This window comes from Burkholderia sp. SRS-W-2-2016, assembly GCF_001931485.1.
Taxonomy (GTDB): Bacteria; Pseudomonadota; Gammaproteobacteria; order Burkholderiales; family Burkholderiaceae; genus Paraburkholderia.
This window is the reverse complement of sequence record NZ_MSDV01000045.1, coordinates 40462-66929: the sequence shown is the minus strand read 5'-3', so window position 1 is coordinate 66929 and position 26468 is coordinate 40462. Positions and strand designations below refer to the sequence as shown.

24 protein-coding genes are annotated in these 26468 nt (G+C 64.4%); 15 read left to right on the top strand and 9 right to left on the bottom strand.

Features of this window, described 5'->3' with window-relative positions; genetic code table 11:
- Positions 1 to 13 precede the first annotated feature (13 nt).
- The gene (gene ileS / locus BTH42_RS19590; RefSeq protein WP_075302447.1) at positions 14 to 2851 is read right to left on the bottom strand and encodes an isoleucine--tRNA ligase; all 2838 of its coding nucleotides are present in this window, start codon (positions 2849 to 2851) and stop codon (positions 14 to 16) included.
- A 165-nt stretch (positions 2852 to 3016) separates the two neighbouring features.
- Entirely contained in the window at positions 3017 to 4012 is a 996-nt protein-coding gene (locus BTH42_RS19585; RefSeq protein ID WP_075302445.1) for a bifunctional riboflavin kinase/FAD synthetase, read from the bottom strand.
- Between the two features lie 138 nt (positions 4013 to 4150).
- On the opposite strand from BTH42_RS19585, the gene purN reads away from it, so the two are divergent.
- The 6 genes from purN to nadC all read left to right on the top strand — a co-directional run bounded on the left by purN (position 4151) and on the right by nadC (position 11162).
- Positions 4151 to 4804 carry a phosphoribosylglycinamide formyltransferase gene (gene purN / locus BTH42_RS19580; protein ID WP_075302443.1) on the top strand — a complete coding sequence of 218 codons (654 nt, stop codon included), beginning with the start codon at positions 4151 to 4153 and terminating at the stop codon, positions 4802 to 4804.
- Positions 4801 to 6060, top strand: coding sequence for an RsmB/NOP family class I SAM-dependent RNA methyltransferase (locus BTH42_RS19575; RefSeq protein ID WP_075302441.1), 1260 nt, complete (start codon positions 4801 to 4803; stop codon positions 6058 to 6060). Before purN ends, BTH42_RS19575 begins: the two co-directional genes overlap by 4 nt.
- Before the next feature lie 72 nt (positions 6061 to 6132).
- Positions 6133 to 7563 (top strand): mechanosensitive ion channel family protein, encoded by a 1431-nt coding sequence (locus tag BTH42_RS19570; protein ID WP_256702101.1) that lies wholly within the window; start codon positions 6133 to 6135, stop codon positions 7561 to 7563.
- 201 nt (positions 7564 to 7764) lie between these two features.
- A complete protein-coding gene (locus tag BTH42_RS19565) occupies positions 7765 to 8961 on the top strand; it encodes an acyl-CoA desaturase (protein ID WP_075302439.1) in 1197 nt (398 codons plus the stop codon).
- A 132-nt stretch (positions 8962 to 9093) separates the two neighbouring features.
- Positions 9094 to 10233 (top strand): quinolinate synthase NadA, encoded by a 1140-nt coding sequence (gene nadA / locus BTH42_RS19560; RefSeq protein ID WP_178392201.1) that lies wholly within the window; start codon positions 9094 to 9096, stop codon positions 10231 to 10233.
- Entirely contained in the window at positions 10233 to 11162 is a 930-nt protein-coding gene (gene nadC, locus BTH42_RS19555) for a carboxylating nicotinate-nucleotide diphosphorylase (protein ID WP_075302435.1), read from the top strand. The genes nadA and nadC overlap by 1 nt, the downstream gene beginning before the upstream one ends.
- 132 nt (positions 11163 to 11294) lie before the next feature.
- Here nadC and nadB read toward each other — a convergent pair whose 3' ends face one another.
- The 4 genes from nadB to radC form a co-directional block, all read right to left on the bottom strand.
- Positions 11295 to 12893 (bottom strand): L-aspartate oxidase, encoded by a 1599-nt coding sequence (gene nadB, locus BTH42_RS19550; protein WP_075302433.1) that lies wholly within the window; start codon positions 12891 to 12893, stop codon positions 11295 to 11297.
- Between the two features lie 237 nt (positions 12894 to 13130).
- Positions 13131 to 13298, bottom strand: a complete 168-nt coding sequence (gene rpmG, locus BTH42_RS19545; RefSeq protein ID WP_008919555.1) for a 50S ribosomal protein L33 — start codon at positions 13296 to 13298, stop codon at positions 13131 to 13133.
- Positions 13299 to 13308: 10 nt separating this feature from the next.
- The gene (gene rpmB / locus BTH42_RS19540; protein WP_006050117.1) at positions 13309 to 13542 is read right to left on the bottom strand and encodes a 50S ribosomal protein L28; all 234 of its coding nucleotides are present in this window, start codon (positions 13540 to 13542) and stop codon (positions 13309 to 13311) included.
- A gap of 191 nt (positions 13543 to 13733) precedes the next feature.
- Complete coding sequence (gene radC, locus BTH42_RS19535; protein WP_075302431.1) at positions 13734 to 14639, bottom strand: DNA repair protein RadC; 906 nt, start codon at positions 14637 to 14639, stop codon at positions 13734 to 13736.
- Positions 14640 to 14850: 211 nt separating this feature from the next.
- On the opposite strand from radC, the gene BTH42_RS19530 reads away from it, so the two are divergent.
- The 7 genes from BTH42_RS19530 to BTH42_RS19500 all read left to right on the top strand — a co-directional run bounded on the left by BTH42_RS19530 (position 14851) and on the right by BTH42_RS19500 (position 21942).
- Positions 14851 to 15306, top strand: a complete 456-nt coding sequence (locus BTH42_RS19530; RefSeq protein ID WP_075302429.1) for a peptidylprolyl isomerase — start codon at positions 14851 to 14853, stop codon at positions 15304 to 15306.
- Positions 15307 to 15308: 2 nt separating this feature from the next.
- Entirely contained in the window at positions 15309 to 16268 is a 960-nt protein-coding gene (ispH, locus tag BTH42_RS19525; RefSeq protein WP_075302427.1) for a 4-hydroxy-3-methylbut-2-enyl diphosphate reductase, read from the top strand.
- A gap of 542 nt (positions 16269 to 16810) precedes the next feature.
- Positions 16811 to 18010, top strand: coding sequence for a branched-chain amino acid ABC transporter substrate-binding protein (locus BTH42_RS19520; protein WP_075302425.1), 1200 nt, complete (start codon positions 16811 to 16813; stop codon positions 18008 to 18010).
- A 230-nt stretch (positions 18011 to 18240) separates the two neighbouring features.
- Positions 18241 to 19191 (top strand): branched-chain amino acid ABC transporter permease, encoded by a 951-nt coding sequence (locus tag BTH42_RS19515; RefSeq protein WP_075302423.1) that lies wholly within the window; start codon positions 18241 to 18243, stop codon positions 19189 to 19191.
- 26 nt (positions 19192 to 19217) lie between these two features.
- Positions 19218 to 20387: an ABC transporter ATP-binding protein gene (locus BTH42_RS19510; protein WP_075302421.1), complete on the top strand. Its 1170-nt coding sequence runs from the start codon at positions 19218 to 19220 to the stop codon at positions 20385 to 20387.
- A 20-nt stretch (positions 20388 to 20407) separates the two neighbouring features.
- On the top strand, positions 20408 to 21220 hold the full coding sequence (locus BTH42_RS19505) for an ABC transporter ATP-binding protein (protein ID WP_075302419.1): 813 nt from the start codon (positions 20408 to 20410) through the stop codon (positions 21218 to 21220).
- A 17-nt stretch (positions 21221 to 21237) separates the two neighbouring features.
- Positions 21238 to 21942, top strand: a complete 705-nt coding sequence (locus tag BTH42_RS19500; RefSeq protein ID WP_143752133.1) for an ABC transporter ATP-binding protein — start codon at positions 21238 to 21240, stop codon at positions 21940 to 21942.
- A 95-nt stretch (positions 21943 to 22037) separates the two neighbouring features.
- Here BTH42_RS19500 and BTH42_RS19495 read toward each other — a convergent pair whose 3' ends face one another.
- Positions 22038 to 22499, bottom strand: coding sequence for a GNAT family acetyltransferase (locus BTH42_RS19495; protein ID WP_075302415.1), 462 nt, complete (start codon positions 22497 to 22499; stop codon positions 22038 to 22040).
- Positions 22500 to 22518: 19 nt separating this feature from the next.
- On the bottom strand, positions 22519 to 23703 hold the full coding sequence (locus BTH42_RS19490; protein ID WP_075302413.1) for an acetylornithine transaminase: 1185 nt from the start codon (positions 23701 to 23703) through the stop codon (positions 22519 to 22521).
- On the opposite strand from BTH42_RS19490, the gene BTH42_RS35530 reads away from it, so the two are divergent.
- A complete protein-coding gene (locus BTH42_RS35530) occupies positions 23693 to 23863 on the top strand; it encodes a hypothetical protein (protein WP_178392200.1) in 171 nt (56 codons plus the stop codon). The two genes, BTH42_RS19490 and BTH42_RS35530, sit on opposite strands and share 11 nt — an antisense overlap.
- Positions 23864 to 24143: 280 nt before the next feature.
- On the opposite strand, the gene BTH42_RS19485 is transcribed toward BTH42_RS35530, so the two are convergent.
- Positions 24144 to 25175: a CDP-6-deoxy-delta-3,4-glucoseen reductase gene (locus tag BTH42_RS19485; protein ID WP_075302411.1), complete on the bottom strand. Its 1032-nt coding sequence runs from the start codon at positions 25173 to 25175 to the stop codon at positions 24144 to 24146.
- Positions 25176 to 25269: 94 nt separating this feature from the next.
- On the opposite strand from BTH42_RS19485, the gene BTH42_RS19480 reads away from it, so the two are divergent.
- Complete coding sequence (locus BTH42_RS19480; protein ID WP_075302409.1) at positions 25270 to 26310, top strand: NAD(P)-dependent oxidoreductase; 1041 nt, start codon at positions 25270 to 25272, stop codon at positions 26308 to 26310.
- Positions 26311 to 26468 lie beyond the last annotated feature (158 nt).

Sequence of the window (26468 nt, the reverse complement as noted above, 5' to 3'; positions counted from 1 at the left end):
CTGCTGCCTGCCATTATGCCGCGCTCCTCGTTTCGCCATTGCCGAACAGATTGCTGAAGCAGCGGCCGCACAGCGACGGATGTTCGGCGTTCGCGCCGACGTCCGCACGGTAGTGCCAGCAGCGCTCGCACTTCAGGTACTTCGACGCGATCACTTCGACGCCTTCATCCGCTTCGCTGTCCACCTTGACGACGCTGGCCGCCGACGTGATCAGCACGAACTTCAGGTCGTCGGCGAGGCTCGTGAGCGCGTCGTAACGCGCGCCGCTCGCGCGGATTTCGACTTCCGCCTGCAGCGACGAGCCGATCAGGTTCGCAACGCGTGCCTCTTCCAGCGCCTTGGTCACGTCGCTGCGCGCCGCGCGCAGCAGCGTCCACTTGTCGAGCAGCGCGCCCGCTTCCGGCACCGCCGGATACGCATGATAGGTCTCGGTGAAGATCGTTTCGCTGTTCGGCTGGAACACCTTCCACGCTTCTTCCGCGGTGAACGACAGGAACGGCGCCATCAGACGCAGCAGGCCGTGCGCGACGTGATACAGCGCGGTCTGCGCCGAGCGGCGCGCGACCGAGTCGGCCGCGGTCGTGTACAGGCGGTCCTTCAGCACGTCGAGATAGAAGCCGCCGAGGTCTTCCGAGCAGAACGTCTGCAGCTTCGCGACGACCGGGTGGAATTCATACTTCTCGTAGTGCGCGAGGATGTCGTTCTGCAGGTTCGCGGTCAGCGCGACCGCGTAGCGATCGATTTCGAGCCAGTTTTCGACCGGCTGCGCGTGCTTTGCGAAGTCGAAGTCCGACAGGTTCGCGAGCAGGAAGCGCAGCGTGTTGCGGATCCGCCGATAGGCTTCCGTCACGCGCTTGAGAATTTCCTCGGAGATCGCCAGTTCGCCCGAGTAGTCGGTCGACGCGATCCACAGGCGGATGATTTCCGCGCCCAGACGGTTCGCCACTTCATGCGGATCGATCCCGTTGCCGAGCGACTTGCTCATCTTGCGGCCTTCGCCGTCGACGGTGAAGCCGTGCGTGAGCAGCGCGTTGTACGGCGGACGGCCGTCGAGCATCGATGCGGTCAGGAGCGACGAGTGGAACCAGCCGCGATGCTGGTCCGAGCCTTCCAGATACAGGTCGGCCGGGAATTGCAGCTCGTCCTTGTGCGAGCCGCGCAGCACGTGCCAGTGCGTGGTGCCCGAGTCGAACCAGACGTCGAGCGTGTCGCGGTTCTTTTCGTACAGGTTCGCGTCGTCGCCGATCAGCTCGCGCGGGTCGAGCGTCTGCCATGCCTCGATGCCGGCCTTCTCGACGCGCTGCGCGACCTGCTCGAGCAATTCGGGCGTGCGCGGATGCAGTTCGCCGGTTTCCTTGTGCACGAAGAACGCCATCGGCACGCCCCACTGGCGCTGACGCGACAGCGTCCAGTCCGGCCGGTTGGCGATCATGCTGAACAGGCGCTGCTTGCCCCACGACGGATAGAACGCGGTGTTCTCGATCCCTTCGAGCGCGGTTTCGCGCAGCGTCTTGTCAGTGTCGTTCGGCTTCACGTCCATGCCGGCGAACCACTGCGAGGTCGCGCGATAGATGATCGGCGTCTTGTGGCGCCAGCAGTGCATGTAGCTGTGCGAGTACTTTTCGGTGCGCAGCAGCGAGCCGGCGCCTTGCAGCGCTTCGACGATCTGCGGATTGGCCGCCCAGATCGACAGGCCGCCGAACAGCGCGAGCGATTCGATATAACGGCCGTCGCCCATCACCGGGCTGATGATGTCCGAGTCCGCCATGCCATGCGCCTTGCACGACACGAAGTCTTCGACACCGTACGCGGGCGACGAGTGCACGACGCCGGTACCGGTTTCGGTGGTCACGTAGTCGCCGAGATAGACCGGCGCGGTGCGCTTGTAAGCCGGATGCGCGGACGCGAGCGGGTGGTTGAAGCGCAGGTTCACGAGCTTTTCGCCCGGCGTGGTCGCGACGACCTTGCCTTCGAGGCCGTACAGCTTCAGGCACGCTTCGACGCGTTCCTCGGCGAGGATCAGCAGCCCGCGGGGCGTGTCGACCAGCGCGTAGACGATTTCCGGGTGCAGGTTCAGCGCCTGGTTGGCCGGGATGGTCCACGGCGTGGTGGTCCAGATCACGATGCCGCCTTCATTGCGCGGCAGCGCGGCGAGGCCGAACGCCTGCGCGGTCTTTTCCGGCTCGGCGAAGCTGAACAGCACGTCGATAGTCGGATCGGTCTTGTCCTTGTACTCGACTTCCGCCTCGGCCAGCGCCGAGCCGCAGTCGAAACACCAGTTGACCGGCTTCAGGCCGCGGAACACGTAGCCCTTTTCCATGATCTTCGCGAGCGCGCGGATTTCGCCGGCTTCATTCGCGAAGTTCATCGTCTTGTATGGGTTGTCCCAGTCGCCGAGCACGCCCAGACGGCGGAAGCCGACCTTCTGCTTTTCGATCTGCTCGGTCGCGTACGCGCGCGCCTTCTGCATCACTTCGGCCGCCGGCAGCGACTTGCCGAACTGCTTTTCGATCTGGATCTCGATCGGCATGCCGTGGCAGTCCCAGCCCGGCACGTAGACCGCGTCGAAGCCCGCGAGGTTGCGCGCCTTGACGATCATGTCCTTGAGGATCTTGTTCACCGCGTGGCCGAGGTGGATGTCGCCGTTCGCATACGGCGGGCCGTCGTGCAGGATGAACTTCTTGCGGCCCTTCGAAGCCGCGCGGATCGTGTCGTAGACCTTGCGTTCCTGCCATTCCTTGACCCATTGCGGCTCGCGCTTGGGCAGGTCGCCACGCATCGGAAACGGCGTGTCGAGCAGGTTGACCGGGTAGCGGGACTGCGGTTTCGAATCGGCTTTCTTGTTGCTCATGGTGTGGGTGGCGGTGAATGCGTTGGAATGCGTAGCGGCGCGCGGGTTGCGCTGAGCCGTGGCGTGGGACGCGCCCGGCGGGCGGCTCGCGTGAAGCCCGGACGCCCTTCGATGCGCGTGGCGGCGATTCGTGCGAGCGCTGTGCGCCGGCCCGAATCGCGGCGGCTATCTAATTCGGTCGGTGGCCGAGGTGGCGAAACCGGTGGAGCGGCTGCCCGGCGTGCCGGCGCCGACGGCCGCGAACCATGCACGGGCATTGGCGACGTCGCGGGCGATCGCGGCGGTCAGCGTTTCGAGGTCGGCGAACTTTTCCTCGTCGCGCAGCTTCTTCAGAAATTCGACGCGCACGAGTTTGCCATACGCGTCGCCGTGCCAGTCGAGCAGATGCACTTCGAGCAGCACGCGACCGGAATCGTCGACGGTGGGGCGCAGGCCGAGGCTCGCGACGCCCGGCAGCGGGTGATCGGCGATGCCGTGCACCTGCACGACGAAGATGCCGGCGAGCGCCGGGCGCTTGTGCGCGATCGGCAGATTCAGCGTGGGGAAGCCGAGGTCGCGGCCGAGCTTCATGCCGTGCGTGACGTGGCCGCTGATCAGGTAGTCGCGGCCGAGCGCGCTGCGCGCCGCGTCGAGGTCGCCGGCGATCAGCGCCGCGCGCACGCCCGAGCTGGAAATGCGCGCGCCCGACGGGTCGGCGACCGTGGCCATCTGCTCGACTTCGAAGCCGTACTGCTCGCCGGCCTTCTGCAGCGACGCGAAATCGCCGGCGCGCTTCGCGCCGTAGCGGAAGTCGTCGCCGATCATGACCCAGCGCGCATGCAGCCCGTTGACGATGATCCGCTCGACGAACGAATCCGGCGACTGGCTCGCGAAGGTGTGATTGAAGTGCTCGACGACGACCCGGTCGACCCCGTTGGTGCGCAGCGCCTCGAGCTTGTCGCGCAGCATCGCGATGCGCGGCGGCGCGCTGGCCGGGTTGAAGAACTCGCGCGGGTGCGGCTCGAAGGTCATCACGCAGACCGGCAGGCCGCGCGCATCGGCGGCCGCGCGCACGTGGGCGAGCAGCGCCTGGTGGCCGCGGTGGACACCGTCGAAGTTGCCGATGGTCAGCGCGCAGGGCGCGCGGCTCTCGGCATTGGGAAGACCGCGGAAGACTCTCACGATAGCGGGTTGCAGCGGTTGCGGCGGTTGGGTTGCAGTAGCGGCCGGAGTGCCGCAAAACAATCGATTATAAACGCTTGGCGCAACGCAGGGCTGCGTGGTCGCTGGATCGCGACGGCCGAATGATAAAATCCGCGCATGAAAAAACTCGTCATCCTGATTTCCGGACGGGGCAGCAACATGGAAGCCATCGTGCGCGCCTGCGCGAGCGAGGGCTGGCCGGCGCAAATCGCCGCCGTGATTGCCAACCGTCCCGATGCCGCGGGGCTCGCTTTCGCGGCATCGCACGGCATCGCGACCGCCGTGGTCGACCATCGCGAGTTTCCGGATCGCGATAGCTTCGACGCGGTGCTGGCCGAGCGGATCGACGCGTTCGCACCGGACCTCGTGGTGCTCGCCGGCTTCATGCGGGTGCTGACCGCGCGCTTCGTCGACCATTACGCCGGCCGCATGCTGAACGTGCATCCGTCGCTGCTGCCGAGCTTTCCGGGCCTCAAGACTCACCAGCAGGCGCTCGACGCCGGCGTGCGGCTGCACGGCGCGTCGGTGCATTTTGTTACGTCGCAGCTCGATCACGGGCCGATCGTCGCGCAGTCGGCGGTGCCCGTCGTCGCCGGCGACACCCCCGCCACGCTCGCCGAACGCGTGCTGGCAACCGAACACATTATTTATCCACGCGCGGTGCGCTGGTTCGTCGAAGGGCGTCTCGCTCTGGACGGCCTGCGCGTCACGCTAACGCCGTCGGAGCCGCAATGGCTCTTTGCCGGTCACACCGCCGGAGAGGGCGCATGAGATTGCATGGTTTTTTGATTGGACAAACTGAAACGCTGCTGGCCGAAGTGCTGCGGCTCAACGGCCCGGCTGACGCCACCACCAGCCGGTTCTTCCGCGCGCATCCGAAGCTCGGCCACAGCGAGCGCGGCGTGATCGCGGAGGCGGTGTTCGCGGTGCTGCGCCGGCGCATGGAGTTCGCGCATCTGGCCGAAAGCGGCTCGGGCAACCCGGCGCGCCGGATGGCGTTGCTGGGCTTGATGCAGACGGTCGGGCGCAACGCGCTGAAGCCGTTTGTCAGCGAGGCCGAGGCGACCTGGCTCGAACACGTCGCGAAGATCGACCCGGAAAGCCTGCCGCTGCGGATTCGCCTGAACCTCCCGGGCTGGATCAGCGACGCGCTCAGCACCCGCATCGAGCCGGCCGAACTCGCGCAGCTGGCCGCCGCGTTGAACTATCCGGCGCCGCTCGATCTGCGCGCGAACCCGATCAAGGCGACCCGCGACGACGTGCTCGGCGCATTGCAGAAGGCCGGCATCGAGGCCGGCGCGACGCCGTTCGCGCCGTTCGGCGTGCGGGTGGTCGGCAAGCCGCCGCTCACCAAACTCGACGCGTTCCAGCAGGGCTGGCTCGAAGTGCAGGATGAAGGCAGCCAGCTGCTGTGCTCGCTGGTCGCACCGCGACGCGGCGAGATGATCGTCGACTTCTGCGCGGGCGCGGGCGGCAAGACGCTGGCGCTCGGCGCGGCGATGCGCTCGACCGGCCGTCTGTACGCGTTCGACATCTCCGAGCGACGCCTCGCCAAGCTGAAGCCGCGTCTGGCGCGCAGCGGTTTGTCGAACGTGAATCCGGTGCTGATCGACAGCGAGCACGACGCGAAGATCAAGCGTCTGGCCGGCAAGATCGACCGCGTGCTGGTCGATGCGCCTTGCAGCGGGCTCGGCACGCTGCGTCGCAATCCGGACCTGAAGTGGCGCCAGTCGCCGGAGTCGGTCGCCGAACTGGCGCCGAAGCAGGCGTCGATTCTGGCCAGCGCCGCGCGTCTGGTGAAGAAGGGCGGGCGCCTCGTCTACGCGACCTGCTCGATCCTCGAAGCGGAAAACGAGGCGGTCGTGCAGCAGTTCCTCGCCGACCACCCCGAGTTCGCGCTGGTGCCGGTGCGCGACGTGCTCGCCGAGCAGCGCATCGAACTCGAAATGGGCGACTACCTGTCGCTGTGGCCGCATCGCCATGCGACCGACGGCTTCTTCGCGGCCGTGCTCGAGCGCCAGAGCTAAGCCCAACCGGCTCACATCCGGCGCGCGCGGCTTCATGACCGCCCACGCGCGCCGGCCGCTTCCGGCGACCTCATGAACACCAACTTTCCTCATATGTTCGACGACATCTGGCGCGACTTCGGTCAGCCCGTGATGTTGTGGCAGGTCGGCATCCTGCTGGTGACGCTCGCCGTCGCGTGGCTGCTCGCGCGGCTGTTGCGCCGGCGGCTGGCCAAACCGCAGCCCCAGTCGTCGCTTCCGTTGCCGCTTCAGTTGCAGCGATATCAGGGCCTGCGCTTCGGGATGGAAAGCCTGAACCGCGCGGCCTTTCCGCTGATCGGCGCGGCGCTGGTGTGGATCGCGCGCGCGATCGCCGGGCAGTTCATGCACACCGCGCTGCTCAATCTGGCGTTGGTGCCGCTGGTCGGTATCGGCTTGATCTATATCGTGTTTTTCTTCGCGCGGCGGGTGTTCAACCGCGACGGCGGCGTGCATCCGTGGCTGTTCCTCGTCGAGAAGACCGTGTCGGTGGTCGTGTGGATCGGCATGGTGCTGACGCTGCTGGGCATCCAGGAGGACGTGATCGAGTGGATGGGCAGCGTGCGTTTTCGCGTCGCCAATGCGCATATGACGCTGCTGTCGCTGGTTACCGGCCTGCTGTGGGTCGGTATCACGATGATCGTCGCGATGTGGCTCGGCTCGACCTTCGAAGACCGCCTGATGCGCTCGAAGACGCTCGACGCGAACCTGAAGGTGGTGGTCGCGCGCGTCGGCCGGGCGGCCTTCGTGCTGGCGGCGATCCTGATCAGCCTGTCGATCGTCGGCATCGACATCACGGTGCTCGGCGTGTTCGGCGGCGCGCTCGGCGTGGGCCTCGGCTTCGGCATGCAGAAGATCGCCAGCAACTACGTGTCGGGCTTCATCATCCTGCTCGACCGCTCGCTGCGGATCGGCGACACGATCAACGTGAGCGGGCTGGCGGGGCGGGTCACGCAGATTCGCACGCGCTACACGGTGGTGCGCGGGCTCGACGGGATCGAGACGCTGATCCCGAACGAAAAGCTGATCACCGACGTCGTGCAGAACCAGTCGTCGTTTCTGACCCGCGGCTACGCGAAGGCGACCGTGCAGGTCGCCTACACGTCCGACGTCGAACAGGCGATGGCGCTGCTCGCCGAGGCCGCCGCCGACGTGCCGCGCGTGCTGCGCGAACCGGCGCCGACGCCGTATCTGGCCGGCTTCGGCCCGGACGGCATCAATCTGGAGCTGGGTTTCTGGATCGAGGATGCGGCGACCGGCACGTCGGGCGTGCGTTCGACCGTCAACCGCAACATCTGGCGTCTGTTCTCCGAGCACAACATCTCGATTCCGCTCGCCCAGCGCGAGGTGCGGATCGTCGGGCCGGTGGGCGGCGTGATGCCGCAGCCGGCAACAATGACCGATCCGGCCGTCGCCGGCGGCTTGAAATCGGCGTCCGACGCCGCTTCCGCGCCTGTGGACGGCGCCGCCAACGACGTCCGCTAACGGCCGTTTCCCGTCGCCGCGCACTGCGTCCCGGTGCCGCGGCGAGCGCTATCGTGTTGATAGCACACAAAAAAATCCCTATTTGTTACAAACACTTGGAACGCTTCCAGTAGAATGTCGTCCAATCCCGCGTTATGCTTTCACTTTCTTGACACACGCGCCGCGTGTGCTCCGAATTTCTCGTTCTGCAGGTAACTTACCTTGTTGAATTCTTTGCTCGATTTCCTTGCCCACGGCCTGTTGCGTTTTTCGTGGTTGCAACTCGTCGTGTACACGCTGATCGTCACGCACATCACGATTATTGGCGTGACCGTCTATCTGCATCGCTGCCAGGCGCATCGCTCGCTGGAGCTGCACCCGATCGCCAGTCATTTTTTCCGCTTCTGGCTGTGGATGACCACCGGCATGCTGACCGGCCAGTGGGCCGCGATTCACCGTAAGCATCACGCGAAGTGCGAAACCGAAGAGGATCCGCACAGCCCGCAAACGCGCGGCATCTGGAAGGTGCTGCTCGAAGGCGCGGAGCTCTATCGCACCGAAGCGAAAAACGAAGAAACGATGCGCAAGTTCAGTCACGGCACGCCGAACGACTGGATCGAGCGCAACGTGTACACGAAGTACCCGATCCTCGGCGTGAGCCTGATGATGGTGATCAACGTCGCGCTGTTCGGCGTCGTCGGTCTGACGATCTGGGCGGTGCAGATGGTCTGGATCCCGTTCTGGGCAGCTGGCGTGGTCAACGGCCTCGCGCACTTCTGGGGCTATCGCAACTTCAACTCGTCGGATGCGAGCACCAACATCTTCCCGTGGGGCATCATCATCGGCGGCGAAGAGCTGCATAACAATCACCACACGTACGCGACGTCGGCGAAGCTGTCGAACAAGTGGTACGAGTTCGACATCGGCTGGATGTATATCCGCATCATGCAGGCGTTCCGTCTGGCCAAGGTGAAGAAGGTTGCGCCCACGCCGCGTCTGACCACCGGCAAGCTCGTGCTCGATCAGGACACGCTGCAGGCCGTGCTCGCGAACCGCTACGAAGTGATGGCGCGTTACGCGAAGGCGATCAAGCGTGCTTACCGTCAGGAGCTCGCGCATCTGAAGGAAGTCGGCGCACGCGAGAAGTATCAGGTGATGCGTGGCGCGCGCAGCTGGCTCCACAAGGAAGAGGCTGGCCTGAACGAGCCGCAGAAGCGCCAGTTGCCGCAGATCTTCGCGAGCAGCCAGAAGCTGAAGACTTACATCGACATGCGCAACGAACTCGCGTCGATGTGGGAGCGTTCGAATGCGTCGCGCGAACAGTTGCTCGCGCAGTTGCAGGACTGGTGCCATCGCGCCGAGCAAAGCGGCATCAAGGCACTGCAAGACTTCGCGATGCGACTGCGTCGCTATGCCTGAAATCCATTAAAATTTCGGCACGTCACAAAACCCCGCGTTGGCGGGGTTTTGCTTTTTTGGGCCGCGGAAAATCGTCGGACGAAAGCAGCACGACCGTCGAACCGCGGCGGCCAGGTGAGGGCAGAGGAGATGATGGAGCAGCAGGCGATCAGGACCGTCGAATACGACCGGCCTCAGGCACAGGGTACGACGTGCGGAATCGGGCAGGCGTGGGCGAAGGTGCCCGAGATGCCGTCGGTGGAAGAGAAGCAGGCGCTGAAGGCGCGCATCCGCGCGTTACTGAAGCGGGAGAAGGCGGTGCTCGTCGCGCATTACTACGTCGACGCCGAATTGCAGGAACTCGCCGACGAGACCGGCGGTTGCGTGGCCGATTCGCTGGAAATGGCGCGCTTCGGCCGAGATCACGACGCGCAGACGCTGGTGGTCGCAGGCGTGCGCTTCATGGGCGAGACCGCGAAAATCCTCAGTCCCGACAAGCGCATTCTGATGCCGGATCTCGATGCGACCTGTTCGCTCGATCTCGGCTGTCCGGTCGATGAATTTTCGGCTTTTTGCGATGCGCATCCGGACCGCACGGTGGTCGTGTACGCGAACACCAGCGCGGCCGTGAAGGCGCGCGCGGACTGGATGGTGACGTCGTCGATCGGACTCGAGATCGTTGCCGATCTGCATGCGCGCGGCGAAAAGATCATCTGGGCGCCGGACCGCCATCTCGGCGGCTACATCCAGGGCAAGACCGGCGCGGACATGCTGATGTGGCAGGGCTCGTGCCTCGTGCACGACGAATTCAAGGGCATCGAACTCGATCTGCTGCGCGCCGAGTATCCGGGCGCCAAGGTGCTCGTGCATCCGGAGTCGCCGGCCAATGTGGTCGCGCAGGCGGACGTGGTCGGCTCGACCACGCAACTGATCGATGCCGCGCAGAAGCTCGACGCGACGCATTTCATCGTCGCAACCGACCTCGGCATCCTGCACAAGATGCAACTCGCCGCTCCCGGCAAGACCCTGATCGCCGCTCCGACGGCCGGCAACAGCGCGACCTGCAAGAGCTGCGCGCACTGTCCGTGGATGGCGATGAACGGCCTCGCGAATCTGGCCGACGTGCTCGAACGCGGGCACAACGAGATTTTCGTCGACCGTGCAATCGGCGAGCGCGCGCGTTTGCCGATCGATCGGATGCTCGACTTCGCCGCGCGTCACAAGAAGCGCGTGCAGGCGAGCGGCGATCTGGCGCGCGACGCGCAACTGTATTCGAACGTGGGAGCAGCGTAATGACGGTGGTGGAGAAGGCGCCGGAGTCGGCGGTGGGCGGACGAGCAACGGTCCATCACGCGGTGTCGCCGCTGTTCGCGGAGATCCACGCGCAATACGGCGCCGCGTTCGACGCGGCGCTCGCGCGCAACGTCGCGGATGCGCTGGCCGAAGACGTCGGCAGCGGCGATCAGACCGGCCGGCTCGTACCCGCCGACGATGTGCGCGCCGCGCGCATCATCGTGCGCGAGGACGCGGTGTTGTGCGGCGTGCTGTGGTTCGACGCGGTGATGCGCGCGGTCGATCCGCGTATCGAGGTCCAATGGCGTTATCGCGAAGGTGAGCGGATGAGCGCGGACACGCCGGTCTGCGAACTGCGCGGGCCGGTGCGCGCGCTGCTGACCGCGGAGCGCAACGCGATGAACTTCCTGCAGTTGTTGTCGGGCGTAGCGAGCGCGACGCGCCGCTATGTCGACGCGATCGCCCATACGCAGACACGCGTGCTCGATACGCGCAAAACCCTGCCCGGTTTGCGGCTCGCGCAGAAGTACGCGGTGCGCGTGGGCGGTGGCGCGAACCAGCGGCTCGCGCTGTACGACGGCATCCTGATCAAGGAAAACCATATCGCCGCGGCCGGCGGGGTCGGGGCGGCGATGGACGCGGCGCTCGCGTTGAATGCCGGCGTGCCGATCCAGATCGAGGTCGAGACGATCGAGCAACTGGAAATCGCGCTCGCGCATCGCGCGCAGTCGATCCTGCTCGACAACTTCTCGTTCGACATGATGCGCGACGCGGTGAAGATCACGGCCGGGCGGGCGGTGCTCGAAGTGTCCGGCGGCGTCAATTTCGACACCGTGCGCACGATTGCGGAGACCGGCGTCGATCGCGTGTCGATCGGTGCGCTGACCAAGGACGTGCGCGCGACCGATTACTCGATGCGGATCGTTTGACGCGGCTGCGTTAGCGCGCGAGACGGCGTCCGCGGTTGCGGTTGCGGTTGCTGCAAAGGAAAAAACAAGGCCATCGCCGGAGTCGATCCGGCGATGGCCTTGCCGTTTTTGCACTGCTTTTTCAAGCGCAGGTCAGACGCCAGCCTTCCGCACGTATTCCGGCGACAACACCGTCGGCAGCGCCTTCGGTAACGTAGCCGGCCAGTCGCGGCTGAAATGCAGCCCGCGGCTCTCGCGCCGCGAGCTCGCGCCGTCGACGATCAGCGAAGCCACGTCGACCAGGTTGCGCAGTTCCAGCAGATCGCGGCTCACCTTGAAGTTCGCGTAGTACTCGTGGATCTCGTCGCGCAGCAGCGCCAGCCGGTGCTTCGCGCGTTCGAGCCGCTTGTCGGTGCGCACGATGCCGACGTAATTCCACATCAACCGGCGCAGTTCGTCCCAGTTGTGCGCGACCACCACTTCCTCGTCCGGATCGGACACGCGACTTTCGTCCCATGCGGGCAGCGGCGCGCCGACCGCGGCGCCGAAGCCTTCCGCTTCGATCGCCTGCGCGGCCGAGCGGCCGATCACGAGGCATTCGAGCAACGAGTTGCTGGCAAGTCGGTTCGCGCCGTGCAGGCCGGTGCACGAGGTTTCGCCGACCGCATACAGGCCGGCCAGGTCGGTGCGACCTGCGAGATCGGTGACGACGCCGCCGCACGTGTAGTGCGCGGCCGGCACGACCGGGATCGGCTCTTTCGTGATGTCGATGCCGAATTCGAGGCAGCGGGCCAGAATCGTCGGGAAATGCTCGTGCAGGAACTCGGCCGGCTGATGGCTGATGTCGAGGTACACGCAATCGATGCCGCGCTTCTTGATCTCGAAGTCGATCGCGCGCGCGACGATATCGCGTGGCGCGAGCTCCGCGCGCTCGTCGTGATTCGGCATGAAGCGGGTGCCGTCGGGCAGCTTGAGGATGCCGCCTTCGCCGCGCACCGCCTCCGAAATCAGGAACGATTTCGCGTACGGATGGAACAGGCAGGTCGGGTGGAACTGGATGAATTCCATGTTCGACACCCGGCAGCCGGCGCGCCACGCCATCGCGATGCCGTCGCCGGTCGCGGTGTCGGGATTGGTCGTGTACAGATAGACCTTGCCGGCGCCGCCAGTGGCGAGCACCGTATGCGGCGCTTCGATCGTCACCGTGCGGCCGCTTTGCAGTTCGAGCGCGTACAGACCGTGGCAGCGGCGGCCGGGCAGGCCGAGGCGCTCGGAGGTGATCAGGTCGATCGCGTGATGGTCTTCGAACAGCGTGATGTTCGGGTGCTGGCGCACCTTTTCGCTCAACGTGGCGACCACCGCATGGCCGGTCGCATCGGCCGCGTGAATGATCCGGCGATGACTGTGGCCGCCTTCGCGCGTCAGGTGAAAGCCGAGTTCCGCGGCGTCGTCCTTCGTAAACGGCACGCCTTGCTCGATCAGCCATTCGATCGCCGCGGGCCCATGTTCGACGATATAGCGCGTGGCCGCCTCGTCGCACAACCCACCGCCCGCGATCAGCGTGTCGCGCACGTGATTTTCGACGCTGTCCGCCGAGTCGAGTACCGCGGCAATGCCGCCTTGCGCCCAGTCGCTAGCGCCCTCGGTCAGCGATCGTTTGGCGATCACCGCGACCCGCCGGGTCTGCGCGAGATTGAGCGCGACGCTCAGACCCGCCAGACCGCTACCGACAATCGCCACATCGAATTCCATTGCCTACATCTCCGTCTTTCGTTTTGCGATGACGGCGCGCGAACCGGGGCGCGCCGCGAAAACGACAAAGGATACGCGTCGGAGCCGGCGAGGGAAAGCTGGCCAAATGGAATAGGACGAACGTGCGAGCCTGGCAGCGCTTCCGCCGCGAGCGACGCGCAAAAACAAAAAAGCCTCGCACGGATGCGAGGCTTTTCGGCATGTCTTCGCCTTCGTCAGGCTAGAGGAGATCCAAGATTACTTGATCTTGGTTTCCTTGTAGTCAACGTGCTTGCGGATGACCGGATCAAATTTCTTGATCAGCATCTTTTCCGGCATGTTGCGTTTGTTCTTCGTGGTCGTGTAGAAGTGACCCGTGCCTGCGGTCGATTCCAGCTTGATCTTGTCGCGTGCGCCTTTCGCCATGATTTACTCCTTAGGCTTCGCCGCGTGCGCGCAGATCTGCGAGCACAGCGTCAATACCGTTCTTGTCGATCAGGCGCAGGCCGGCGTTCGAGATACGCAGACGCACCCAACGGTTTTCGCTTTCCACCCAGATACGGCGGCTTTGCAGGTTCGGCAGGAACCGGCGCTTGGTCTTGTTGTTCGCGTGGGAAACGTTGTTGCCGCTCATCGGCGCTTTCCCAGTTACTTGGCATACGCGTGCCATGAGAGCACTCCTAATACGCTAATTCTGAGTTCGAACGCCGTGAAAGTTTCCCGAAAAGAGCCGCACTGAAGTGGAGTCCCGCAAGTACTCGCTACTACAGCCGCCTGACCTTTTTGGAACGCCTCAGTGGCTTCGGAACAGGGGGTTGGAAATAGGCAAACCGGGATTCTAGCAGAAAAAAACTCGAAAAATCAAACCTTATTTGCGACACCGGACACGGCCTTGCGCGGCGGCCCCTCGGCTTGCCGCGGCGCGGCTGGCTGATGCGGGTGCTTCGGCCAGCCGGCGCGGGCGAACGAGTATACGCCGTCCGCGCTGACCACCAGATGATCGATCAACTGGATATCGACCAGCGCGAGCGCGTCGCGCAGCGTTTGCGTCAGCCGGCAATCGCTGGCGCTCGGCTGCAACGCGCCGGACGGGTGGTTGTGCGCGACGATCAGGCTGGCCGCGTTGGCGGCAAGCGCGCGCCGCACGATTTCGCGCGGATATACGGCCATCCGCGTGAGCGAACCCTGCGCGCTTTCCTCGCAATCGATCAGCCGATGCCGCGCGTCGAGAAACAGCGACACGAACACCTCCAGCGGCCGCCCGCCGATCAACAGGCGCAGATAGTTCTCGACCGTTTCCGGGGAGTTCAGCAGCTCGCGGGTGCGCATCCGGTCGACCAGCGAGCGGCGCGACATTTCCATGATCGCGAGCAACTGGGCTTTTTTAGCAGGACCGAGGCCGCGGATCCCGTCGAAATCCGTGTAGGTCGCGTCGAGCATCGCGCGCAGTGTGCCGAAGCGCTCCAGCAACGCACCCGCGACCCTGAATACGTCGTGGCCAGGCAGGCCGGAGCCCAACACGAGCGCGATCATTTCGGTATCCGACAGCACGCTGGGGCCCTTGCTGATCAGCCGCTCGCGCGGCATGTCGCTGCGATGCCACTTGCCGCGCAGCAGCCGCGGCCGGGCGCGGGCGGCGGCTCCGTCAGCCGCTCCCGCAGCCGCTGCCGGATCCGGGCCATCGCGCGCGCCTTTCCCGCGCCGCCGCGCCGGTCGCCGCGTGCCGGCCTCAGGGGTTTCGTCGATTGTGCTGGCGAAATCTGCCATATATACAAGGTCCTCCGCTTCCGGTTGGCGGTCCGCCCGGCACGCGGTGCCGCCCGGACCGTGCCCCCTTTTGCGCGCGACGGACTCAAGCCGGCGCCCGCTAGGTGGCTTACAATAGACGCTTTGCGCACGGCACCCCGACGGTTTGCCACACGCGTCGACTGCGCCCGCGGCGCACGCGTGCAGCGCGCTTCGACTGAGCGAGCATTGCATGAGCATCATCGACATTTCCGAGGTGAAACCCGGTTCACACGTCACGCTGCATTACCGGCTTTCGCTTGCCGATGGCGCCGAAGTGATCAACACGTTTAACGACAAGCCGGCCACGCTGCTACTCGGTGCCGGTCAACTGGCGCCACCGCTGGAAGATATTTTGCTGGGTTTGAAGGTGGGTCACCATTCGACCTTTCAGCTAGCGCCGGGCCAGGCATTCGGGCCGCGCAATCCGGAACTGATCCAGCGTGTTTCCCTCGCCACGTTGCGGGAGAACAGCATGATCGGCGAGGATTTTTCGCCGGGCGATCTGGTCGAATTCAACGCCCCGGGCGGCGGACGCTATGCCGGCGTGCTGAAAGAAGTCGGCGAAACGTCGGCCCTGTTCGATTTCAATCACCCGCTTGCCGGCCAGGCGCTGGCGTTTGAAGTGAAAATCATCGGGATTCTGTAAACATGAGCATTGCGGATACGACTCTCGCCGAAGCGGAGATCCTGCTGGCCCAGCCACGCGGATTCTGCGCCGGCGTCGACCGGGCAATCGAGATCGTCGAGCGGGCCATCAAGCTGCACGGCTCGCCGATCTACGTGCGTCACGAAATCGTTCACAACGTGTATGTGGTCGAAGACCTGCGCAAGAAGGGAGCGATCTTCATCGAGCGGCTCGAAGAAGTGCCGGCCGGCAACACGGTGATCTTCAGCGCGCACGGCGTGTCGAAGGCCGTGCGCTCGGAGGCGGAGTCGCGTGGGTTGCGGGTCTATGACGCAACCTGTCCGCTCGTCACCAAGGTTCATATCGAAGTCGCGAAGATGCGCCAGGACGGCTTCGACATCGTGATGATCGGTCACAAGGGTCATCCGGAAGTCGAAGGCACGATGGGGCAGGCGGCCCAGGGCATGCATCTCGTCGAAGATATCGAGGACGTGCAGGCGTTGCAGCTCGCCGACCCCGAGCGCATCGCGTTCGTCACGCAAACCACGCTGTCGGTCGACGACGCCGCCGAAATCATCGGTGCGCTGAAGGCCAAGTATCCGTCTATCCGCGAGCCGAAAAAGCAGGACATCTGCTACGCGACGCAGAACCGTCAGGACGCGGTGAAGTTCATGGCGCCGCAGTGCGATGTCGTGATCGTCGTCGGCAGTCCGAACAGCTCGAATTCGAACCGCTTGCGCGAACTGGCCGAAAAGCTCGGCGTGCCGGCCTACATGGTCGATTCGCCCGATCAGATCGATCCGGTGTGGGTCGAGGGCAAGCGCCGCATCGGTGTGACCGCCGGCGCGTCGGCACCTGAAGTGCTCGCACAGGCCGTGATCGCGCGGCTGCGCGAACTCGGCGTGCGCAACGTGCGCGCGCTCGACGGCATCGAGGAAAACATCGCCTTCCCGCTGCCGCGCGGACTCGGTCTGCCAGCCTGACGCACCACAGCTTCGTTGTAAGAAAAACGCACCCCAGGGTGCGTTTTTTTTATGGCTCGGCGGTCGCAACGCACTCAAATATTAAGTGCCAGATCGAACGAACTTAACGAGATAAGCGACCTCGCGCACAAATTATTTTTGAAACGCGATCCGGCCTTTTTTCGTTTATCCGTAATGTGGCCCCATTTTTCAGGAGTTTCATCCGCGCAGGCAAGTTAATGATGCACTGAATTAGTGCGCTTTATCTAATGCAGGCTAAAGCGAGGGTTCGACGCAAAGCCAGGCCTATCCGGCATTTCGCGCGATCGCCGGCAACACTTGATGCCGCTAGGCTTTGGCCCGGTGCAACTGGTGCACGAAAAAGGATCGCAACCAGGTTGCGCTTTTTCACCTATTTAGCTCTCAAAATGAGGTTGCAATGCAGGAAAACCCTGCCGTTTCAACAATATTGCCAGTCGCATAATTGGAGTTACAATGCGCGCGTTCTCAAGGCCTTAAGGTCCTGAACAGTGGATTTTGCAAGGCGCGGGAGACCTTATTTAATGCGAGTCAAATTTGCTTACGCCGTGTCCATCGCGGCCGCGGTTGCGATGCTGACTGCGTGCGGCAAGAAACCGGATGGCGAAGCGGGTGCGGGCGCGTCGGCGGCCTCGGCGCCGGTCGCTGCCGCGAGCGAAGCGACTATCGTGAAGATCGGTCATGCGGCCCCGTTGACCGGCGGCATCGCGCATCTGGGCAAGGACAATGAAAATGGCGCGCGCCTCGCGGTCGAGGAGATCAACGCGCAGGGTCTGACGATCGACGGCCATAAGATTCAGTTGCAGCTCGACGCGCAGGACGATGCGGCGGATCCGAAAACGGGCACCGGCGTCGCGCAGAAGCTGGTCGACGATCATGTGGTCGCGGTGATCGGCCATCTGAACTCGGGCGTGTCGATTCCGGCCTCGAAGATCTATAGCGATGCGAGCATCGTGCAGATCTCGCCGTCGTCGACCAATCCGGCCTACACGCAGCAGGGTTTCAAGACGACCTACCGGGTGGTCGCCACCGACGCGCAGCAGGGCCCGGCGCTCGCTAATTACGCGACCAAGGCGCTCGGCGCCAAACGCATCGCGGTGGTGGACGATGCGACCGCCTACGGCAAGGGTCTCGCGGACGAATTCGCGAAGACCGTCGAAGCGGCCGGCGCGAAGATCGTCGCGCGCGAGGCGACCACCGACAAGGCCACGGATTTCCGGGCCATCCTCACGAAGATCAAGAGTGTTCAGCCGGACGTCATCATGTTCGGCGGCATGGACGCGACGGGCGGGCCGTTTACGAAGCAGGCGGCGGCGCTCGGTATCAGGGCAAAAATCCTTGGCGGCGACGGTGTGTGTACCGACAAGGTAGGTGAGCTGGCGGGTACCGCCGTGCAAAACCTGGTCTGTTCGGAGGCGGGACTCGCGCTCTCCAGAATGGATAGGGGAGCGGACTTCGAAAAGAAGTACGAGGACCGTTTCCACACACCGGTGCAGATTTACGCGCCGTTTACGTATGACGCTGTGTACGTGATCGTCGATGCAATGAAGCGCGCCAATTCGATCGAGGCGCCCAAGGTACTGGCCGCGATGCCGTCGACCGACTACAACGGAGTAATCGGCCACATCGCGTTCGACGACAAGGGTGATTTGAAAGAGGGCGCCATTACGCTTTACGACTTCAAGGACGGCAAGAAAGCGGTTCTCGACGTCGTCAAGATGTGATGACGGGACGTTTGGCCTGACGGCACCGACACCATCCAACGGTGCCGTTTTTGCATCCGCCGATGGCGAGCCCGCGACCGCATCCCGGTCGGCGGGGCGAACCGGCAGCGGATAACCCTTACCGGTCTTTTATATCAGTACCCGCAGTGCCGTTGAGATTTTCGTAGCGCATCACCGCCCACCGGCAGATGACGAGCGTGAATCCAGTCGCACGGGCTAAGGAGCATTAAATGGATATTTTCATCCAGCAGATCCTGAATGGACTGGTGCTTGGCAGTGTCTACGCCATCATCGCACTAGGCTATACGATGGTTTACGGCATTCTGGGCATCATCAACTTCGCGCATGGCGATGTGTTGATGGTCGGCGCGATGGTTGCGCTGTCCGCGATAGGTGTGCTGCAGAACCACTTCCCCGGACTCGGCAACGTGCCGACGCTGGTGATCGCGTTGATCATCGCGGCGGTGGTCTGCTCGGTGGTCGGCTACACGATCGAGCGGGTCGCATACCGGCCGTTGCGGCGCGCACCGCGTCTGGCACCGCTGATCACCGCGATCGGTGTGTCGATCCTGCTGCAGACGCTCGCGATGATGATCTGGTCGCGCAACCCGCTGCCGTTCCCGCAGCTGCTGCCGACCGATCCGATCAACGTGATCAAGGCCACCGACACCACGCCGGGCGCGGTGATCTCGATGACTGAAATCGTCATCATCGTGGTCGCGTTCCTCGTGATGGGCGGCCTGCTGCTGCTCGTGCACAAGACCAAGCTCGGCCGCGCGATGCGGGCGATCGCGGAGAACCCCGGCGTCGCATCGCTGATGGGCGTGAACCCGAACTTCGTGATTTCGGCGACCTTCATGATCGGCTCGGCGCTGGCCGCACTGGCCGGCGTGATGATCGCGTCGGAATACGGCAACGCGCACTTCTACATGGGCTTCATCCCCGGCCTGAAGGCCTTTACCGCGGCGGTGCTGGGCGGGATCGGCAACCTCGGCGGCGCGATGGTCGGCGGCGTGCTGCTCGGCCTGATCGAGCAGTTGGGCGCCGGCTACATCGGCAATCTCACGGGCGGCGTCTTCGGCAGTAACTACCAGGACGTGTTCGCGTTCATCGTGCTGATCGTCGTGCTGGTGTTCCGTCCGTCGGGTCTGCTCGGCGAACGTGTCGCGGATCGCGCGTGATCCCGGGCCATAAGGAGTAACAGAACATGACCTCAATTCAACCGATCGAGCCGTCGACGACGCTGATCCCCGAAAAGAACCTGGCGAAGACGCTGACCGTCGGCATCATCACCGCGATCCTCGTGATCGCGGCGCCGATCATCATCGGCACCGCGGGCGGCAACTACTGGGTGCGCGTGCTCGACTTCGCGATGCTGTACGTGATGCTCGCGCTGGGCCTGAACGTGGTGGTCGGCTTCGCCGGCCTGCTCGACCTGGGCTATATCGCGTTCTACGCGATCGGCGCGTACACGGCGGCGCTGCTGAGCTCGCCGCACCTGACCTCGCAGTTCGAGTGGATCGCGGCGCTCGCGCCGCACGGCCTGCACACGCCGATCTGGATCATCGTGCCGATCGCGATGGCGCTCGCCGCGCTGTTCGGGATTCTGCTCGGTGCGCCGACGCTGCGTCTGCGCGGCGACTATCTGGCGATCGTGACCCTCGGCTTCGGGGAAATCGTGCGGATCTTCATGAACAACCTCGACCGTCCGGTGAACATCACCAACGGCCCGAAGGGGATCACGGGGATCGATCCGGTGCAGATCGGCGGCTTCAACCTGTCGCAATCGCACTCGCTGTTCGGCCTGCAGTTCCCGTCGGTGTACGGCTATTACTACCTGTTCGTGCTGTGCGCGCTGTTCGTGATCTGGGTCTGTACGCGTCTGCAGCATTCGCGTATCGGCCGTGCATGGGCGGCGATCCGCGAAGACGAAATCGCCGCCAAGGCGATGGGCATCAACACCCGTAACGTGAAGCTGCTCGCGTTCGCGATGGGCGCGTCGTTCGGCGGTCTGTCGGGCGCGATGTTCGGCGCGTTCCAGGGCTTCGTGTCGCCGGAATCGTTCACCTTCTGGGAATCTGTCGTGGTGCTCGCCTGCGTGGTGCTCGGCGGCATGGGCCATATCCCCGGCGTGATTCTGGGCGCGGTGCTGCTCGCGGTGTTCCCGGAATTCCTGCGCTCGACGATGGGTCCGCTGCAGAACATGATCTTCGGCCATGAAATCGTGGATACCGAAGTGATCCGTCAGCTGCTGTACGGTCTGGCGATGGTCGTGATCATGCTGTATCGCTCGGAAGGCCTGTGGCCGGCGCCGAAGCACGAAGACAAGATTGCGAAGCTGGCGAAGCGCAACGGCAAGAAGCCGGTGCGCGCGTAACGCGCGGTGGAGAAAAAGACATGAGCGATAACGTAAGCAACAACGCGATGAATGGCTTCGCGAACGCGCCGATCCGCCTTTCGGTGAAGGGCGTGAACAAGCGCTTCGGCGGCCTGCAGGCACTCTCGGAAGTCGGTCTGGAGATCAAGGCCGGGCAGATTTACGGTCTGATCGGCCCGAACGGCGCCGGCAAGACGACGTTCTTCAACGTGATCACCGGGCTGTACACGCCGGACTCGGGCGAATTCAAGCTCGACGGCGAGAACTACACGCCGACCGCGGTCTATCAGGTCGCGAAGGCGGGGATCGCGCGCACGTTCCAGAACATCCGTCTGTTCGGCGGGATGACCGCGCTCGAAAACGTGATGGTCGGCCGGCACGTACGCACGAAGCACGGTCTGCTCGGCGCGGTGTTCCAGACCCCGGCCGAGCGCAGGGAAGAGCGCGAGATCAAGGAACGCGCGCTGGAACTGCTCGAATACGTCGGCATCGCGCAGTACGCGGATTACACGTCGCGCAACCTGTCGTACGGTCACCAGCGTCGTCTGGAAATCGCACGCGCATTGGCGACCGACCCGAAGCTGCTCGCGCTCGATGAACCGGCCGCCGGCATGAACGCGACGGAGAAGGTCGAGCTGACCAAGCTGCTCGACAAGATCCGCGCGGACGGCAAGACGATCCTCTTGATCGAACACGACGTGAAGCTGGTGATGGGTCTGTGCAACCAGATGACGGTGCTCGACTACGGCAAGGTGATTGCGCAAGGTCTGCCGCAAGACGTGCAGAAGGATCCTAAGGTGATCGAAGCTTATCTGGGTGCGGGAGTCCACTGATGTCCACGACGCAAGCAATGTTGAAAATCAAGGGCCTGCAGGTCAACTACGGTGGCATCCAGGCGGTCAAGGGCGTCGATCTCGAAGTCGGTCAGGGCGAACTCGTCACGCTGATCGGCGCGAACGGCGCGGGCAAGACCACCACGATGAAGGCGATTACCGGCCTGAAGGCATACGCGGCCGGCGACATCGAGTACATGGGCCAGTCGATCAAGGGACTGCCCGCGCACGAACTGCTCAAGCGCGGTCTGGCGATGGTGCCGGAAGGGCGCGGAATCTTCGCGCGGATGTCGATCGTCGAGAACATGCAGATGGGCGCGTATCTGCGCACCGACAAGGACGGCATCGAGAAGGACGTCGACCGTATGTTCGGTTTCTTCCCGCGTCTGAAGGAGCGCGCGTCGCAATACGCGGGCACGCTGTCGGGCGGCGAACAGCAGATGCTGGCGATGGCGCGCGCGATCATCTCGCGGCCGAAGCTGTTGCTGCTGGACGAACCGTCGATGGGTCTGTCGCCGATCATGGTCGAGAAGATCTTCGAGGTGGTGCGGGCGATTTCGTCGGAAGGGATGACCGTGCTGCTGGTCGAGCAGAACGCGCGTCTGGCGCTGCAGGCCGCCAACCGCGGCTACGTGATGGACTCCGGTCTGATCACGATGTCCGGCGACGCGAAGCAGATGCTCGATGATCCGAAGGTTCGGGCTGCTTATCTCGGTGAGTAAGCCAGGTCGCTAGACCCTCGGTCTGGCGATGAAAAAAGGCCGCATGCGCTTCGTAGCGCATGCGGCCTTTTCATTATTGCGGAGCGAGCCGGCGCTTACGCCGCGTCAGCGAATTTACCCAGCCGTTTGCCGAGACTGATCACCGCATCGGCGCGATAACCGAGCGCTTCGTAAAACGCCTGGATGTCGGCCTTCGCCGACAGCACCTGCAGATTCAGCTTCGGACAACCCAGCCCGGTCAGCACGCTTTCGACGTGCGCGACCAGACGCGTGCCGATTCCATGACGTCGTAGCGCTTCATCGACCGCGAGCGAATACAGCCAGCCGCGATGGCCGTCGTAGCCGCCCATCACGGTACCGACGATGCGCTCGTCGAGCACCGCGACGAAGAACAGCTCCGGCTGCGTCGCCAGCTTGTTCTCGATCGACAGACGCGGATTGCGCTGCGGCCGCGTCGTGTCCCGGTACTCGGGAAACGCCTGCTGCCACAGCGTGACCACCGCCTCGGTATCGCGCGCGTCGAAGCGGCGGATCGACAGCAACGTGTTGGTCGTCATCGGCACGCTCTCCGGTCGATTACAGCGAGTCGAGCACCGACCGCAGCATCGCCATCATCTGGTCGATTTCTTCGGTCGTCACGTTCAGCGCCGGCATGAAGCGCAGCAGGTTCGGGCGCGCGGCGTTCAGCAGCACGCCGTCCGGCTGCATGTCGCGCGCCTTCTCGACGATCTGGTTACCGATGTCCTTGCCGAGCAGCAGAGCGCGCAGCAAACCTTCGCCGCGCTCGCCCTTGAAGCCGCGCTCTTCCGACAGTTCGAGCAGCTTGGTACGGAGATATTCACCGCGCGCGCGCACGCCTTCGAGGAAGCCCGGCGCGGTCAGTTGCGAGATCACCGAGTAGCCGACCGCGGTCATCAGCGGATTGCCGTTGTAGGTGCCGCCCTGATCGCCCGCCTCGAACACCGCGATTTCCTTCTTCGACAGCAGCGCCGCGAGCGGCACGCCGCCGCCGATACCCTTGCCGAGCGTCATGATGTCCGGCTCGATGCCCGACAGTTCATACGCGAACAGCGTGCCCGCGCGGCCGCAACCGCTTTGCACTTCATCGACGATCAGGAGCAGGTTGTGCTTCTTCGTCAGCTCGCGCAGTTGCTGCATGAATTCGCGCGTCGCCGGAATCACGCCGCCTTCGCCCTGGATCGGCTCGAGCATCACCGCGACGGTCTTCGCGTTGATCAGCTTTTCCACCGACGCGATGTCGTTCAGGTCGGCCTTCGGGAAGCCCGGCACCTGCGGCGCGTAGATCGTGTCCCAGCCCGGCTTGCCGCTTGCCGACATGGTGGCGAGCGTGCGGCCGTGGAAGCTGTGATCGAACGTGATGATTTCGAACGCGCCGTCCTTGAACTTCTTGCCCCACTTGCGCGCGAGCTTGATCGCGCCTTCGTTCGCCTCGGCGCCGCTGTTCGCGAAGAACACCTTGTCGAAGCAGCTGTGCTGCGTGAGCAGGCCCGCGAGCTTGGCCATCGGCTCGTTGTAGAACGCCGGCGACGGATTGAGCAGCAGCTTCGCCTGGGTGTTCAGCGCTTCGAGCATGCCGTCGTTGCAGTGGCCGAGACTGTTGACCGCCCAGCCCTGAATGAAATCCAGATAGCGCTTGCCGTTGTTGTCGTAAAGCCACGAGCCCTTGCCGTGCGTGAAAACGATTTCGGGCCGGTTCGTGATGTACATCAGCGACTCGATCGGATACTCATTGAAATTCATGACGGCAGGCTCCAGGCAAAAAGATGAAAGCAGGGTGAAGGATCAAGGTCGGTTTGGCGCGTCGAAAACGGCGGCCGGAAAAACAGAAAAGCCACGGCAGGCCGTGGCTTTCATGATTCGAACAGCTTGCGCCGAAGTGGTGTGCGGCGCGAATCCGTGACGAAGCCAGCGGCGTCCCTAGGGGAGCGGCGAGCGGCGACGTCGGAGTTCGGACTGGATGCGGTTCATGCGCGAAAGAATACGACAACCGAAGCGCCGGTGTAAACCATGAATTTGCAGCGGCGCGGTGATGAGAAGAATTTGCCGGCTTGTCGCGCGGCTGACATGTTCGGCGGATTTGGCTTATTCGGTCGGCGCGCGCGGCCCGCGAATCGAGGCTCGCGCGCCGCGCCGGCCGCCCGCGTGACAACGCGCGGGCAGGCCGTTTGCTCGGCAGGCTATCAGACCGCGTTCGCGAGATCGGCTGCGCTCGTGAACGAGTCCGCGTAGAACTCGTCTTCCGGGAGCTGGTGATGCTGGGTGAAATCGCGCTGCGCCGACTCGACCATCACCGGCGCGCCGCATGCATACACCTGGTACGCGGACAGATCGGGCAGGTCCTCGATCACCGCGCGATGCACGAAGCCGGTGCGGCCGGTCCATGCGTCGCTCGCGTCCGGTTCGGACAGCACCGGCACGAACTTGAAGTTCGGAATCTCGCGCGCCCATTGTTCGGCGACTTCGAGCAGATACAGGTCTTTCTTGCGGCGCGCGCCCCAGTAAAGCGTCATCGGGCGCGTGATGTTCTTGAACACCGCGTGCTCGACGATCGCCTTCAGCGGCGCGAAGCCGGTGCCCGACGCGAGCAGCACGATCGGCTTGTCCGAGTCTTCGCGCAGGAAGAAGGTGCCGAGCGGGGCTTCGAAGCGCAGGATGTCGCGCTCTTTCATCGTGTTGAACACGTGGTCGGTGAACGCGCCGCCGGGCATGTGGCGGATGTGCAGTTCGATCGGGCCTTCGGTGTGCGGCGCATTGGCCATCGAATAGCTGCGGCGCTTGCCGTCCTTCAGGATGAATTCGAGGTACTGGCCGGCCAGATACTGCAGACGCTCGTTGGCGGGCAGTTGCAGTTTGACGACGATCACGTCGTCGGCCTTGCGCTCGATCGCGTTCACGCGGCACGGCAGCTTCTTGACCTGCACGTCGCCGACGCCGGCCACTTCGCGGATGTCGACTTCGAGATCGGAGCACGCGGTCGCGCAGCACAACAGAGCCATGCCGCGAGTCTTTTCATCGTTCGACAATGCCGACGACGAGTGCGCGCGCTGTTCGACTTCGCCGCTCACCACGGTGCCCTTGCACGAACCGCACGCGCCGTTCTTGCAGCCGTACGGCAGGCCGATGCCTTGACGCAGGGCGGCGGTGAGCACCGGTTCGTCCTGTTCTACCTGAAACTGCCGGCCGCTTTGCCGGAGCGTGACGTTAAATGCCATAGAGTGTTCGAAATCGAAAAAACGGAATCGTTATCGGATCCGCCGGATTAACCGCGCGGTACCTGTTGCGTGTGACCGCTACAATGCGCCCACCATGAATGCGACTCGAAACTTTCGCCGGCCGCGCGTGCTGATTATCGGCTGCGGCGACGTCGGTATGCGTTGTGTGCCGCTATTGCGGCCGCACGCGCATGTCTTCGCACTAACCAGCCACCCCGCGCGTTGCGCCGAGTTGCGTGCCGCCGGTGTGACGCCGCTGGTCGGCGATCTCGATGTGCGCGGCAGTCTCAAACGGCTCGCGGGACTCGCGCCGACGGTGCTGCATCTGGCGCCGCCGCAGAAATCCGGCGACACCGACCGGCGTACCCGCGCGTTGCTGGCGACGCTCGGCTCCGCCGCTGGAGCGGGCCGCCGGAGCGCTTCCGCCGCGCGTTCGCCGGTCGTGCCGACCGCGCGTTTGCGGCGCGCGCGTGCTTCATGGGTGGACGCTAAAACAGCCGGTATTGTACCCGACAGGGTACGCCGGACCGCCGCGCCGGCGGCACCGCCGCGCATCGTTTACGCGAGTACGACGGGCGTCTACGGCGACTGCGGCGGCGCGTGGATCGACGAAACGCGCGCGCCGCGGCCCGCCAATGCGCGCGCGAAACGGCGCGTGTCGGCCGAGCGGCAACTGCGCGAGGCGAGCGCGCGCGGCAGCGTGCTGGCCAGCATCGCGCGGATTCCGGGCATCTACGCGGGCACCCGGCTGCCGCTCGCGCGGCTCGAAAAAGGCACGCCGGCGCTGGTCGATGCCGACGACGTCTACACCAACCACATCCACGCCGACGACCTCGCCGCGATCCTCGTGCGGCTCGCGACCCACGGCCGGCCCGCGCGCGCGATTCACGCGTCCGACGATTCGTCGCTGAAGATGGGCGAGTACTTCGACGCGGTCGCCGATGCGTTCGGTCTGCCGCGCGCGCCGCGCATCACGCGCGCGCAGGCGCAAACGCAGATCGAGCCGATGCTGCTGTCGTTCATGCGCGAATCGCGGCGGCTGGTGAACCGGCGTCTGAAGGAAGAGTTGCGGGTAACGCTGCGCTATCCGAGCGTCGGGGATTTCTTGCGGGAAGCGGTGAAGGCGGGAAGCTAGTGTCTTTACGCTAGGAACGCGCGGACGGCGGGCGGCAACTCGCGGCGGCATAAGTCGCGAAAATCGCCGCATTGCGCGAAAACAACAAGCGGTCCTCGCGGAGCATCGCTGCTCCGCAAAAAGCCGTTTCCCCGCACCGCATCATCAAACCGCGTGGC

What these genes read in the sequence shown, in the direction of transcription:
- BTH42_RS19520 (WP_075302425.1), top strand. Translation starts at nt 16,811, where the DNA reads ATGCGAGTCAAATTTGCTTACGCCGTGTCCATCGCGGCCGCGGTTGCG.
- ileS (WP_075302447.1), bottom strand. Translation starts at nt 2,851, where the DNA reads ATGAGCAACAAGAAAGCCGATTCGAAACCGCAGTCCCGCTACCCGGTC.
- nadC (WP_075302435.1), top strand. Translation starts at nt 10,233, where the DNA reads ATGACGGTGGTGGAGAAGGCGCCGGAGTCGGCGGTGGGCGGACGAGCA.
- nadA (WP_178392201.1), top strand. Translation starts at nt 9,094, where the DNA reads ATGGAGCAGCAGGCGATCAGGACCGTCGAATACGACCGGCCTCAGGCA.
- rpmB (WP_006050117.1), bottom strand. Translation starts at nt 13,542, where the DNA reads ATGGCACGCGTATGCCAAGTAACTGGGAAAGCGCCGATGAGCGGCAAC.
- rpmG (WP_008919555.1), bottom strand. Translation starts at nt 13,298, where the DNA reads ATGGCGAAAGGCGCACGCGACAAGATCAAGCTGGAATCGACCGCAGGC.
- BTH42_RS19575 (WP_075302441.1), top strand. Translation starts at nt 4,801, where the DNA reads ATGAGATTGCATGGTTTTTTGATTGGACAAACTGAAACGCTGCTGGCC.
- radC (WP_075302431.1), bottom strand. Translation starts at nt 14,639, where the DNA reads ATGGCAGATTTCGCCAGCACAATCGACGAAACCCCTGAGGCCGGCACG.
- nadB (WP_075302433.1), bottom strand. Translation starts at nt 12,893, where the DNA reads ATGGAATTCGATGTGGCGATTGTCGGTAGCGGTCTGGCGGGTCTGAGC.
- purN (WP_075302443.1), top strand. Translation starts at nt 4,151, where the DNA reads ATGAAAAAACTCGTCATCCTGATTTCCGGACGGGGCAGCAACATGGAA.
- BTH42_RS19515 (WP_075302423.1), top strand. Translation starts at nt 18,241, where the DNA reads ATGGATATTTTCATCCAGCAGATCCTGAATGGACTGGTGCTTGGCAGT.
- BTH42_RS19485 (WP_075302411.1), bottom strand. Translation starts at nt 25,175, where the DNA reads ATGGCATTTAACGTCACGCTCCGGCAAAGCGGCCGGCAGTTTCAGGTA.
- BTH42_RS19510 (WP_075302421.1), top strand. Translation starts at nt 19,218, where the DNA reads ATGACCTCAATTCAACCGATCGAGCCGTCGACGACGCTGATCCCCGAA.
- ispH (WP_075302427.1), top strand. Translation starts at nt 15,309, where the DNA reads ATGAGCATTGCGGATACGACTCTCGCCGAAGCGGAGATCCTGCTGGCC.
- BTH42_RS19530 (WP_075302429.1), top strand. Translation starts at nt 14,851, where the DNA reads ATGAGCATCATCGACATTTCCGAGGTGAAACCCGGTTCACACGTCACG.
- BTH42_RS19505 (WP_075302419.1), top strand. Translation starts at nt 20,408, where the DNA reads ATGAGCGATAACGTAAGCAACAACGCGATGAATGGCTTCGCGAACGCG.
- BTH42_RS19480 (WP_075302409.1), top strand. Translation starts at nt 25,270, where the DNA reads ATGAATGCGACTCGAAACTTTCGCCGGCCGCGCGTGCTGATTATCGGC.
- BTH42_RS19570 (WP_256702101.1), top strand. Translation starts at nt 6,133, where the DNA reads ATGAACACCAACTTTCCTCATATGTTCGACGACATCTGGCGCGACTTC.
- BTH42_RS19495 (WP_075302415.1), bottom strand. Translation starts at nt 22,499, where the DNA reads ATGACGACCAACACGTTGCTGTCGATCCGCCGCTTCGACGCGCGCGAT.
- BTH42_RS19500 (WP_143752133.1), top strand. Translation starts at nt 21,238, where the DNA reads ATGTTGAAAATCAAGGGCCTGCAGGTCAACTACGGTGGCATCCAGGCG.
- BTH42_RS19490 (WP_075302413.1), bottom strand. Translation starts at nt 23,703, where the DNA reads ATGAATTTCAATGAGTATCCGATCGAGTCGCTGATGTACATCACGAAC.